The organism is Streptomyces griseobrunneus, from assembly GCF_046713465.1.
Classification (GTDB): Bacteria; Actinomycetota; Actinomycetes; order Streptomycetales; family Streptomycetaceae; genus Streptomyces; species Streptomyces microflavus.
Window position 1 is genome coordinate 4,499,762 of record NZ_CP177080.1, and the last position, 11,388, is coordinate 4,511,149.

12 protein-coding genes are annotated in these 11,388 nt (G+C 71.3%); 6 read left to right on the forward strand and 6 right to left on the reverse strand.

What is annotated here, in order from left to right; genetic code table 11:
* Positions 1 to 49 precede the first annotated feature (49 nt).
* The gene (locus tag ACK8N7_RS20515; protein WP_015609366.1) at positions 50 to 544 is read right to left on the reverse strand and encodes an inorganic diphosphatase; all 495 of its coding nucleotides are present in this window, start codon (positions 542 to 544) and stop codon (positions 50 to 52) included.
* Between the two features lie 86 nt (positions 545 to 630).
* Between ACK8N7_RS20515 and dacB the strand changes: the two genes are divergently transcribed.
* The 6 genes from dacB to folE all read left to right on the forward strand — a co-directional run bounded on the left by dacB (position 631) and on the right by folE (position 8,264).
* Positions 631 to 2,109, forward strand: coding sequence for a D-alanyl-D-alanine carboxypeptidase/D-alanyl-D-alanine endopeptidase (gene dacB / locus ACK8N7_RS20520; RefSeq protein ID WP_500443600.1), 1,479 nt, complete (start codon positions 631 to 633; stop codon positions 2,107 to 2,109).
* 71 nt (positions 2,110 to 2,180) lie between these two features.
* Entirely contained in the window at positions 2,181 to 3,317 is a 1,137-nt protein-coding gene (locus ACK8N7_RS20525) for a zinc-dependent metalloprotease (protein WP_403214780.1), read from the forward strand.
* A gap of 187 nt (positions 3,318 to 3,504) precedes the next feature.
* On the forward strand, positions 3,505 to 4,629 hold the full coding sequence (gene tilS, locus ACK8N7_RS20530; protein ID WP_403214782.1) for a tRNA lysidine(34) synthetase TilS: 1,125 nt from the start codon (positions 3,505 to 3,507) through the stop codon (positions 4,627 to 4,629).
* A gap of 100 nt (positions 4,630 to 4,729) precedes the next feature.
* Positions 4,730 to 5,269, forward strand: a complete 540-nt coding sequence (gene hpt / locus ACK8N7_RS20535; protein ID WP_030593143.1) for a hypoxanthine phosphoribosyltransferase — start codon at positions 4,730 to 4,732, stop codon at positions 5,267 to 5,269.
* A gap of 168 nt (positions 5,270 to 5,437) precedes the next feature.
* Complete coding sequence (gene ftsH, locus ACK8N7_RS20540) at positions 5,438 to 7,495, forward strand: ATP-dependent zinc metalloprotease FtsH (protein WP_355083299.1); 2,058 nt, start codon at positions 5,438 to 5,440, stop codon at positions 7,493 to 7,495.
* 163 nt (positions 7,496 to 7,658) lie between these two features.
* A complete protein-coding gene (folE, locus tag ACK8N7_RS20545) occupies positions 7,659 to 8,264 on the forward strand; it encodes a GTP cyclohydrolase I FolE (protein WP_403214785.1) in 606 nt (201 codons plus the stop codon).
* 49 nt (positions 8,265 to 8,313) lie between these two features.
* Here the strand turns inward: folE and ACK8N7_RS20550 are convergent, their stop codons facing one another.
* The 5 genes from ACK8N7_RS20550 to folP all read right to left on the reverse strand — a co-directional run bounded on the left by ACK8N7_RS20550 (position 8,314) and on the right by folP (position 11,378).
* Positions 8,314 to 8,805, reverse strand: coding sequence for a DUF3180 domain-containing protein (locus tag ACK8N7_RS20550; protein WP_015609359.1), 492 nt, complete (start codon positions 8,803 to 8,805; stop codon positions 8,314 to 8,316).
* 62 nt (positions 8,806 to 8,867) lie between these two features.
* The gene (gene folK, locus ACK8N7_RS20555) at positions 8,868 to 9,479 is read right to left on the reverse strand and encodes a 2-amino-4-hydroxy-6-hydroxymethyldihydropteridine diphosphokinase (protein ID WP_403214789.1); all 612 of its coding nucleotides are present in this window, start codon (positions 9,477 to 9,479) and stop codon (positions 8,868 to 8,870) included.
* Positions 9,476 to 9,835, reverse strand: coding sequence for a dihydroneopterin aldolase (gene folB / locus ACK8N7_RS20560; protein WP_403214791.1), 360 nt, complete (start codon positions 9,833 to 9,835; stop codon positions 9,476 to 9,478). The genes folK and folB overlap by 4 nt, the downstream gene beginning before the upstream one ends.
* 212 nt (positions 9,836 to 10,047) lie before the next feature.
* The gene (locus ACK8N7_RS20565; RefSeq protein ID WP_500443604.1) at positions 10,048 to 10,521 is read right to left on the reverse strand and encodes a nuclear transport factor 2 family protein; all 474 of its coding nucleotides are present in this window, start codon (positions 10,519 to 10,521) and stop codon (positions 10,048 to 10,050) included.
* On the reverse strand, positions 10,518 to 11,378 hold the full coding sequence (gene folP, locus ACK8N7_RS20570; protein WP_457810834.1) for a dihydropteroate synthase: 861 nt from the start codon (positions 11,376 to 11,378) through the stop codon (positions 10,518 to 10,520). Before folP ends, ACK8N7_RS20565 begins: the two co-directional genes overlap by 4 nt.
* Positions 11,379 to 11,388: the final 10 nt, after the last annotated feature.

Consider the following 11,388-nt stretch of genomic DNA (forward strand, 5'->3'; position numbering starts at 1 on the left):
CCGTTCCGGTACGGCTGTCCGGCTCACAAACGGAACCGGAAGGCGGACGTCAGTGCTTGTCGCCCTGCGCCTCAAGGCGCTTGTACGAGGCCTCGATCTCGGCCTCCGCCTCGGTACGGCCGACCCAGTCGGCGCCCTCGACGGACTTGCCCGGCTCCAGGTCCTTGTAGACCTCGAAGAAGTGCTGGATCTCCAGGCGGTCGAACTCCGACACGTGGTGGATGTCGCGCAGGTGCTCCACCCGCGGGTCCGACGCGGGGACGCACAGCAGCTTGTCGTCGCCGCCGGCCTCGTCCGTCATCCGGAACATGCCGATGGCACGGCACTTGATGAGGCATCCGGGGAACGTCGGCTCGTCCAGAATGACCAGCGCGTCCAGCGGGTCGCCGTCCTCGCCGAGGGTGTTCTCGACGAAGCCGTAGTCGGCCGGGTAGCTGGTCGAGGTGAAGAGTCGACGGTCCAGGCGGATCCGACCGGTCTCGTGGTCCACCTCGTACTTGTTCCGCGAACCCTTCGGGATCTCGATGGTGACGTCGAACTCCACGGGTGGCTCCTCCATGATCAACACATACGACTGGTGGTTAAGTGTCCCCCACGCAGAAGAGTGCTCGCGAAAGGGGCTGGTCAACGGTGGCCGAGCCGGTGGAAGAACCGTCGAACCGCCCGTCGGACCCCTGGGGCCGGATCAAGAACCTGAAGAGCAAGCGCAACGGGTCCAACACCTGGCAGGTCGTCGCAGGCTCCGCCGTGCTCGGCCTGGTCGTGGCCACCGGCGCCGTCCTCGCCGCCGGTCCCTGGGACAACGGTCAGCGTAAGGCCGAGCGGCAGCTCGCAGCCGCCGCGGACCGCACAGGTGGCGCACATCACGGCCGTACGCTGCCCGGCGCCCCCGAACCGGCCCCCAGCGCCCCCGCCGTCCTCGGCGCCCTCGACACCACCGTCACCCGTTCCGCCCCCCAGGACCCCGCGAGTCTGCGCACCGCTCTCGCCCCGCTCATCGGCGAGCCCGCACTCGGCACCAAGGTCGCCGCCTCCGTCATCGACACCGCCACCGGCAAGCAGCTGTACGGGCGCGGCGCCACCGCCCCGATGACCCCGGCCTCCACCGTCAAGATCGCCACCGCCACCGCGGCGCTCTCCGCCCTCGGCCCCGACCACCGCATCGCCACCACCGTCCGGCTCTCCGAGGACGCCCGCACCCTGACGCTGGTCGGCGGCGGCGACCCCACCCTGAGCCCGGCCGCCCTGGCCTCGATGGCCGCCACCGCGGCCCGCGCGATCGAGGAGGCCGACGCCACCGGCGTACGGCTCACCTACGACACCTCCCGCTACACCGGCCCCGTGCTCCACCCGATCAGCCCCAACGACAACATCGCCCCCGTCACCGCCCTGATGGTCGACGAGGGCCGCCTCAACGGCACGGACCGCGGCCACGCCCCCCGTACGGAGGACCCGGCCGGAGACGCCGCCCGCGCCTTCGCCGCCCAGCTGAAGAGGGCGGGCGTCAAGGTCACCGGCGCCCCCCGCGAGGCCCGGGCGCCCGGCAAGGCCCGCACCGTCGCCACCCACCACTCCGCCCCGCTCTCCGCCCTCGTCGAGCGCACCCTCACCAACAGCGACAACGACATCGCCGAGGCCCTCGCCCGGCAGACCGCGATCGCCACCGGCGAGAGCGCCGACTTCGCCGGGGCCCGCCGCGCCGTCACCGCCGAACTCAAGAAGCTCAAGGTGCCCACGGCCGGGGCCCGCCTCGCCGACGGCAGCGGACTCGACCGCGAGGGCCGGGTCACCGCCACCCTCCTCACCACCCTCCTCGCCCGCGCCGCCGACCCGGACCGGCCCGAGCTGCGCCCCGTCCTCACCGGCCTCCCCGTCGCAGGCTTCAGCGGCACACTGAGCACCCGCTACGAGGACGCCCCCGGCGCCCCCGGCCTGGTCCGCGCCAAGACCGGCACCCTCAACCGCGTCAACTCCCTCGCCGGAACCGTCGTCGACCCGCAGGGACGGCTGCTCGCCTTCGCCTTCCTCGCCTCCGGCTCCACCTCGCCGTCCGCGGCCGAATCCGCCCTCGACGCCCTGGCCGCCGCCCTCGCCGGCACGAGCGGCTGAGCAGCCCTCCGGCACCCGAAGAGCGGTGCAAGACCCCACCACCGGGCGAAGGCCTCACGTACGGTTGACGCATGACGAGCATCGGTGGTGCAGAGATGGTCGACTGGAACCTCGCGGTCGCGACCGCGACCCGACTGGTGCGGCCCGGGCCCGAGATCAGCCGCGAGGAGGCCCGCGCCGTCGTCGCGGAGCTCCGGCGGCACGCCAAGGCCTCCGAGGAACACGTCCGCCTCTTCACCCGGATGATCCCGGAAGGGACCGAACCGGAGGACACCCCCGTCCTGGTCGTCGACCGGGCCGGCTGGATCAAGGCCAACGTCGCGGGCTTCCGCGAACTGCTGCGCCCGCTGCTCGCCAAGATGGAGAGCCGGCGCTCCGGCGGACCCGGCGGCGCCGTGCTCGGTGCGGTCGGCGGCAAGGTCACCGGCGTCGAGCTGGGCATGCTGCTCTCGTTCCTCGCCTCCCGGGTGCTCGGCCAGTACGAGACGTTCGCCCCCGCCACCCGCGACCTCCCCGCCGCCCCGAACGGCGGCGGACGGCTGCTCCTGGTCGCCCCCAACATCGTCCACGTGGAGCGGGAGCTCGACGTGGACCCGCACGACTTCCGGCTCTGGGTCGCCCTCCACGAGGAGACCCACCGCACCCAGTTCACCGGTGTCCCCTGGCTCCGCGACCACCTCCAGGGCGAGATCCAGACGTTCCTGGACGAGACCGACGTCGACCCGATGACCTTCCTGGAGCGGTTGCGCGAGGCCGCCCAGTCGCTCTCCGGCGCCGGCCGCCCCGAGGGCGAGAAGGGCGACGACGGCGGACGCAGCCTCGTCGACGTCGTGCAGACCCCCGCCCAGCGCGAGGTGCTCGGCCGCCTCACCGCCGTGATGTCCCTCCTCGAAGGCCACGCGGACTTCGTGATGGACGGCGTCGGCCCCGAGGTCGTCGGCTCCGTCTCCGAGATCCGGGAGAAGTTCCAGCGGCGCCGGGCCCAGGGCGCCGGCCGGCTCGACCAGGCGCTGCGGAAGCTGCTCGGCCTGGACGCCAAGCTCCGGCAGTACAAGGACGGCGAGAAGTTCGTACGATCGGTCGTCGAAGAGGTCGGCATGGACGGCTTCAACCGTGTCTGGACCTCGCCCAACACCCTGCCCACCAAGGCGGAGATCGCCAAACCCGCGGAGTGGGTCGCGCGGGTGCACCGTAAGGCCGAATCGTGACCCTTTCCCGGCCCAGGACCGGGAAACTGCCCTCCAATCACCCATCCGAGGGACCATGAGGGCATGGGAAGGCGTGCAATGCTCGATGAACAGCTTGCCTCTGTCACCATCGACGCACTCTGAGTGACGGGACTCACGCGTTCCGGCGCTCGACGCTCCTCCCGAATCTCCACGAAGGGCACCGGACATGGGTCCCCATCCTGCGGTCGCGGCGATACGCCTGGCGGTCCGCCGCGTACTCCACGACGTCCTCACCGAATTCCACCGGCACGACGGCCACGGCCGCCCTGCCGAAGAGGCCAGGCGCCCCGCGCCCGCCTCCGTCCCCCGCTACGCCGAGGCCGGCGCGGCGGGCGGGCCCGCTCTCCACGAACGACCCGCCCTCGCCGAACGGCCCGCCGCCCCGCTGGTCCTCGTCGCCTGCTCCGGCGGCGCCGACTCCATGGCGCTCGCCTCGGCCCTCGCCTTCGAGGCCCGCAAGCTCGACGTCCGGGCCGGCGGCATCACCGTCGACCACAACCTCCAGCCGGGATCCGCCCTCCGCGCCGCCGAGGTCGTCACCCGGCTCGCCGCCATGGACCTCGACCCCGTCGAGGCCGTCGCCGTGCACGTCGGACGCGAGGGCGGCCCCGAGGCCGCCGCCCGCGACGCCCGCTACGCCGCGCTGGACGCCGCCGCCGAACGCCACGGCGCCGCCGCCGTGCTGCTCGGCCACACCCGCGACGACCAGGCCGAGACCGTCCTCCTCGGCCTCGCCCGCGGCTCCGGCATCCGCTCGCTCTCCGGCATGGCCGCCGCCTCCGGGCCGGCCGGCCGCTACCGCCGCCCCTTCCTCCAGCTCGACCGGCAGACCGCCCGCAAGGCCTGCCTGGTCCAGTCGATCCCCGTCTGGGACGACCCGCACAACATCGACCCCGCCTACACCCGCTCCCGCCTGCGCCACGAGGGCCTGCCCGCCCTGGAGAAGGCGCTCGGCAAAGGTGTCGTCGAAGCTCTCGCCCGTACGGCCCAGCTCTCCCGGGACGACGCCGACGCGCTGGACACCTGGGCCGCCGAGGCCGAGCTCGCCGTACGCGACGACACCGGCCAGCTGGAGTGCGCCAAGCTCTACGTCCTGCCGCCCGCGGTACGCCGCCGGGTGCTGCGCCGGGCCGTCATCGAGGCCGGGGCGCCCGCCGGCTCCCTCTTCGCCCGCCATCTCGAAGAAGTCGACCGCCTGATCACCGGCTGGCGCGGCCAGCGGGCCATCAACCTGCCCGGCCGCGTCGAGGCCCGACGGCAGGGTGGCAGACTGGTCATTCGGCAGAGCTGACGCGCAAGCGGCTGAAACGCAGGCGAAACAGCCGGGCCGGGCCCGGGGCGCACCCCGGGCCCGGCAGGCAGAGAAAGAGACGTGGGTGAACGAGAAGGACATGGGTACCGACCTTCAGTCGGTGCTCCTCACCAAGGAAGAGATCGACGCGAAGCTCGTCGAACTGGCCGCGAAGATCGACGCGGAGTACGCGGGCAAGGACCTGCTCCTCGTCGGCGTCCTCAAGGGCGCGGTGATGGTCATGGCGGACCTGGCGCGCGCGCTGTCCACCCCCGTCACGATGGACTGGATGGCCGTCTCCTCGTACGGGGCGGGCACCCAGTCCTCCGGTGTCGTCCGGATCCTCAAGGATCTGGACACCGACATCAAGGGCAAGCACGTCCTGATCGTCGAGGACATCATCGACTCCGGCCTGACGCTGTCCTGGCTGCTGTCCAACCTGGGCTCCCGGGAGCCGGCCTCGCTGGAGGTCTGCACCCTGCTGCGCAAGCCGGACGCCGCCAAGGTCGCGATCGACGTGAAGTGGATCGGCTTCGACATCCCCAACGAGTTCGTCGTCGGCTACGGCCTGGACTACGCGGAGAAGTACCGCAACCTCCCCTTCGTCGGCACGCTCGCCCCGCACGTCTACGGCGGCTGACCCCCGGGAACCCTGGCCGCCTTCGGGCCGTTGAAGCTTCGAAAGCGGGTTTCTCCGCCGCACCCAGCGGTCGCGGGCGCCCCCGCTGGGGTACCGTCCGAAGAACACTCTTTTCAAACAGCAGCATTTACCTAGGCAGGAGGGACGGGGCGTCTTCGCTCCGTATGGATGGACGTGAAGCGATACTTCCGTGGGCCGGTCATGTGGATCGTGCTGGCCGTCCTCGCCGTGGTCGTGTTGATGCAGGTCGTCGGCTCGTCGGGCGGCTACAAGACGGTGGACACCGGCAAGGTGATCCAGGCGATCAGCAAGGACCAGGTGGAGCAGGCCAAGCTGACCACCGGTGACGAACAGATTCTCAAGATCGAACTTAAGGACGGCCAGAAGCTCGCCGGTGAGTCCGGCAACAAGTTCCAGGCGAGCTACATCGGCAACCAGGGCGTCGAGCTCGCCGACACGCTGCAGCAGAAGTTCGAGGCGGGTGACATCGAGAAGGGTTACACCGTCTCGCCGTCGAAGCAGTCCCCGTTCGTCTCGATCCTCCTCTCGCTGCTGCCCTTCGTCCTGATCGTGGTCGTCTTCCTGTTTCTGATGAACCAGATGCAGGGTGGCGGCTCCAAGGTCATGCAGTTCGGCAAGTCCAAGGCCAAGCTGATCACCAAGGACACCCCGAAGACGACCTTCGCCGATGTGGCGGGGTCCGACGAGGCGGTCGAGGAGCTCCACGAGATCAAGGAGTTCCTCCAGGAGCCGGCGAAGTTCCAGGCCGTCGGCGCCAAGATCCCCAAGGGCGTCCTGCTCTACGGGCCGCCCGGTACGGGCAAGACGCTGCTCGCACGCGCCGTCGCCGGCGAAGCGGGCGTGCCGTTCTACTCGATCTCGGGTTCCGACTTCGTCGAGATGTTCGTCGGTGTCGGTGCCTCCCGTGTGCGTGACCTCTTCGAGCAGGCCAAGGCGAACGCCCCGGCGATCGTCTTCGTCGACGAGATCGACGCCGTCGGCCGGCACCGCGGTGCCGGTATGGGCGGCGGTCACGACGAGCGCGAGCAGACGCTCAACCAGCTGCTCGTCGAGATGGACGGGTTCGACGTGAAGGGCGGGGTCATCCTGATCGCCGCCACGAACCGCCCGGACATCCTCGACCCGGCTCTCCTGCGCCCGGGACGCTTCGACCGGCAGATCGCGGTCGACCGCCCCGACATGCTGGGCCGGCTGGAGATCCTCAAGGTCCACCAGAAGGGCAAGCCGGTGGCGAAGGACGTCGATCTCGGCGCCGTCGCCCGCCGCACCCCTGGCTTCACCGGTGCCGACCTGTCGAACGTGCTGAACGAGGCCGCGCTCCTGACGGCGCGCAGCAACAGGAAGCTCATCGACAACGAGATGCTCGACGAGGCCATCGACCGCGTCGTGGCGGGCCCGCAGAAGCGGACCCGGATCATGTCCGAGAAGGAAAAGAAGATCACCGCGTACCACGAGGGCGGACACGCCCTGGTCGCGGCGGCCTCCCCCCAGTCGGACCCGGTCCACAAGATCACGATCCTCTCCCGCGGCCGCGCCCTCGGTTACACGATGGTGCTCCCGGAGGAGGACAAGTACTCCACGACCCGCAACGAGATGCTCGACCAGCTGGCGTACATGCTGGGCGGGCGTGCGGCCGAGGAGCTGGTCTTCCACGACCCGACCACCGGCGCTGCGAACGACATCGAGAAGGCCACCGCAACGGCCCGCGCGATGGTCACGCAGTACGGCATGACGGAGCGGCTCGGCGCCATCAAGTTCGGCGGCGACAACACCGAGCCCTTCCTGGGCCGCGAGATGGGCCACCAGCGCGACTACTCGGAAGAGGTCGCGGCGCTCGTCGACGAAGAGGTCAAGAAGCTCATCGACAGCGCGCACCACGACGCGTGGGAGATCCTCGTCGAGAACCGCGACATCCTCGACGCCCTCGTGCTCGAACTCCTGGAGAAGGAGACGCTCGGCAAGGAGCAGATCGCGGAGATCTTCGCCCCGATCGTCAAGCGTCCCGCCCGCCCGGCGTGGACCGGCTCCGCCCGGCGCACCCCGTCGACGCGGCCCCCGGTGCTCTCTCCGAAGGAGCTGGCCCTCACCAACGGCGCTTCCACCGCCAACGGTTCGGCCACCCCGCCGGAGATCGCCCCGACGGACCTGACGAAGGACATCGCCCCGTCCACCGAGGCGATCCCCGAGGAGCGTCCCGAGAGCTAGTCCCGGACCGGTTCCGGTGAGACCCCCGTCACGGGGGGAGCACCGGTCCCGGAATGGATGCCGCGCCCCCCAGGTTTTAGCCTGTGGGGGCGCGGCTTTTCCGTATGCCTGCGATGTCCACGTGCGAACCGCGCACGGGGCAGCACAGAGGAACGAGGCACAGATGACCGACCCGGTGACGCTGGACGGCCAGGGACCGATCGGCGATTTCGACGAGAAGCGGGCCGAGGCGGCCGTACGCGAACTGCTCATCGCCGTCGGAGAGGACCCGGACCGCGAGGGCCTGAGGGAGACACCGGGGCGGGTGGCACGGGCGTACAAGGAGATACTCGCGGGCCTCCGCCAGGAGCCGGAGGACGTGCTGACCACCACGTTCGACCTCGGCCACGACGAGATGGTCCTGGTGAAGGACATCGAGATCATGTCCCTCTGCGAGCATCACCTCCTGCCCTTCCACGGGGTCGCGCATGTCGGCTACATCCCGGCCGACACGGGCAAGATCACCGGCCTGTCCAAGCTGGCCCGGCTGGTGGACGTCTTCGCCCGCAGGCCGCAGGTGCAGGAGCGCCTGACCACGCAGGTGGCGGATTCGCTCATGCGCATCCTGGAAGCGCGCGGCGCGATCGTCGTGATCGAGGCGGAGCACATGTGCATGTCGGTACGGGGCATCCGCAAGCCGGGCGCGAAGACCATCACCTCGGCGGTGCGCGGCCAGCTCCGCGCCCCCGCGACACGCGCCGAGGCGATGAGCCTCATCATGGCGCGCTGACTCCGTCCGACAACGTTCCCGGCCACGACGGCACGGGCCCGGCACCGCCCTAGGCCGCGGCCGCGCCCGTGCCGTCGTGGTTGTCGTCGCTGTCCTCGGGGAGGCGGCAGACGCGCTCCAGGAAGAAGGCGGCCGCGATGACCGCGATGCCCGCCACCACCGCCGCGCCGGCGTAGATGGCCTGGTCGCGGCGGGGCGGGACGTCGAGGAACGAGAGCAGGAAGACGCCCGTGCCGCCGTAGACCCCGGCGACCAGGGCCGTGACCAGGGCGCTCGCCTGGCCGAAGACGACCGCCCGGGCCGCCATCAGGGGCTCGACGCCCTTGGCGCCGGGGCGGCGCTCCCGCTGGGCGCGGAGGCGGGCGCGCAGGGAGAGCGCGGTGGCGAGGAGGATCGCCGCGATCACGGCGAGCACGATCGACGCGGCCAGCGGGACGCTCGGGAGCGTGCCGAGGGAGTCCCAGAGGCGTGCGCCGCCCCAGGAGAGGACACCGGCGGCGACGAAGAGGCCCGCCAGTACCCCGAGCCGTAGTTGCTTCACCGCGTGAGCCGCCTTTCGTCGCCTGTGTTCCTGTCCTGCCTGCTGCCCGTCGAGACCAACGATTACTCCGGCAGCCGCAGTTCCAGGTCGGCGCGGGGCAGGACCCCGTCACGGCCGACCCCGGCGAGCAACTCGGCGACCGAGCCTGCGCCCGGCAGCTGGGCCTCGGGGTCCACGTCGTGCCAGGGGGCGAGGACGAAGGCCCGCTCACGGGCGCGGGGGTGCGGGAGGGTGAGCACCGGGTCGTCGGAGAGGACATCGGCGTACGCCACGATGTCGACGTCGATGGTGCGCGGGCCCCACCGCTCCTCGCGGACCCGGTCGAAGGCCTCCTCGACGGCCTGGCCGCGCTCCAGCAGGGAGGCGGGGGGCAGCGTCGTCTTCACGAGGATGACCGCGTTGAAGTACGAGGGCTGGCTGCCCTCGGCGACGCCCCAGGGCTCCGTCTCGTACACCGGGGAGACGGCTTTGACCCGCAGGCCCGGGGTGTCCTCCAGCGCGTCGACGGCGCCCTGGAGGGTCTCCAGCCGGTTGCCCAGGTTGGAGCCGAGGGCGATCACGGCCATCTTGGGGTTGGAGAGGGTGATGTCGGCGGCGTCCACCTGCTTGACGACGGCGGTGGGCACCGGCTGTACGGTCGGGTCGCTCTGCCCCTCGGTGGAAAACGCAGTCATGCTCGGCTCCGGGTGATGGTGATGGTCACGTCGTCGAAGGGGACGGTGATCGGCGCGTCCGGCTTGTGCACCACCACCTCGACCTCCTGGACACCTTCGTGCTTCAGGCACTGCTGGGCGATGCGCTCGGCGAGCGTCTCGATCAGGTCGACCGGCTCACCCGTCACCACGTCGACGACCTCCTCGGCCACCACGCCGTAGTGCACGGTGCGGGCCAGGTCGTCGGTGGCTGCCGCGGGGCGGGTGTCGAGGCTGAGCACCAGGTCGACGATGAAGGTCTGGCCCTCTTCCCGTTCCCGGGGGAAGACACCGTGGTGCCCACGGGCCTTGAGGCCGCGCAGCGCGACACGATCCACGCGAATCACTCCTGCTGTCGTTGGTCCAAGAGGCACCCGGCCGCGTGCGGGCGGCAAGGTGCCTTCTTTCGAATCTACCTGCGAGCACGGACAGTGCTCGCCCGTGGGGGCTATGGACAGCGCCTCACGGGGCTGGTAGCCGCCCATACCCCGCGGTCGTGGATTCCAACCCATCCGGAGGGGGCGCCACCCGGGAGAGTGGCTCCGCGTCCTCAGGAAGGGCTCTCCTCGTCGTCGTCCTCGTCGGTCTCCGCCAGCACGGGCGAGCCGTGGTGGGACCAGAGCTTCCAGCCCTCGGGCGTGCGCCGGAACATGTTCGTGGCGACGACCAGCTGGCCCACCAGCGGTCCCAGCGCGTCGCCGTCCTCGGCCGGGCCGCCGCTGAGGATGTTCTCGGTGCAGGTGACCAGGGCGGTGTCGCCGGTCATCGCCACGTTGACGTCGGTGAGGAAGAACTGGATGTACTCGGTGCTCGCCATGATCAGCGCGTAGCTGCGCAGCACGTCGCCCCGGCCCGTGAGCACCGGCCACCCCGGGTGGACGCAGGAGACGGTGAGGTCCTCGCCCGGCAGCCAGAGGCCGGAGAGGGCTTCGTGGTCGCCGCGTTCCAGTGCTTCGTAGAAGGCGGTGTTGGCCGTCTCGACCTCCGCGATGTCGGCGGCGGCCGACGCGTGGTCCTCGTTCACGCGGCTCCCTCGACGGCGCGGGCGACCCGTACCGCGTCGGCGGTGGCCCCCACCTCGTGGACGCGGACCGCCCAGGCCCCGGCCCGGGCGGCGAGGGCGGAGACCGCCGCGGTCGCCGCGTCGCGTTCGCGGGCGGGCGGCAGGGAGGCGCCGGGGCCGGCCAGGACGTGGCCGAGGAAGCGTTTGCGGGAGGCGGCCACCAGCAGCGGGCGGCCCAGCGCGTGCAGCTCGTCCAGGTGTGCGACGAGGGCCAGGTCGTGGGGGGCGTTCTTCGCGAAGCCGAGGCCGGGGTCGATCACGACGCGTTCCGGGGCCACCCCGCCCGCGATCACCGCGTCCATCCGCCCCCGCAGCTCCGCGAGGACCTCGGCGACCACGTCCTCGTACACCGCGCGGCTGTTCATGGACTCGCTGAAGCCGCGCCAGTGCATCACGACGAACGGTATGCCGGCGGCGGCGACCGCCGGGATCATGTCCGGGTCCGCGAGGCCGCCGCTCACATCGTTGACGAGGACGGCACCGGCGGCGACGGCCTTCTCGGCGACGCGGGCGCGCATGGTGTCCACCGAGACGGTGACGCCCTCGGAGGCCAGCCCCTTGACCACCGGGATCACCCGCCGCAGCTCCTCGGACTCGTCCACCCGGCTGGCGCCGGGGCGGGTCGACTCACCGCCGACGTCGACCAGGTCGGCACCCTCGGACACCAGGTCGAGGCCGTGCTTCACCGCGGCCGTGGTGTCGAACCAGCGGCCCCCGTCGGAGAAGGAGTCGGGCGTCACGTTGACGACCCCCATGACCGCACAGCGGTCCCACTCCGGCAGCCCTCGTACCGTGCCCCGCGTGCGTGACGTACTCATACCACCAGCC

Bases quoted from the DNA above. Each gene is read 5' to 3' on its own strand.
- folP (WP_457810834.1), bottom strand. From the start codon at position 11,378: ATGAGTACGTCACGCACGCGGGGCACGGTACGAGGGCTGCCGGAGTGG.
- folE (WP_403214785.1), top strand. From the start codon at position 7,659: ATGACCGACCCGGTGACGCTGGACGGCCAGGGACCGATCGGCGATTTC.
- folK (WP_403214789.1), bottom strand. From the start codon at position 9,479: ATGACTGCGTTTTCCACCGAGGGGCAGAGCGACCCGACCGTACAGCCG.
- tilS (WP_403214782.1), top strand. From the start codon at position 3,505: ATGGGTCCCCATCCTGCGGTCGCGGCGATACGCCTGGCGGTCCGCCGC.
- ftsH (WP_355083299.1), top strand. From the start codon at position 5,438: ATGGACGTGAAGCGATACTTCCGTGGGCCGGTCATGTGGATCGTGCTG.
- hpt (WP_030593143.1), top strand. From the start codon at position 4,730: ATGGGTACCGACCTTCAGTCGGTGCTCCTCACCAAGGAAGAGATCGAC.
- ACK8N7_RS20525 (WP_403214780.1), top strand. From the start codon at position 2,181: ATGACGAGCATCGGTGGTGCAGAGATGGTCGACTGGAACCTCGCGGTC.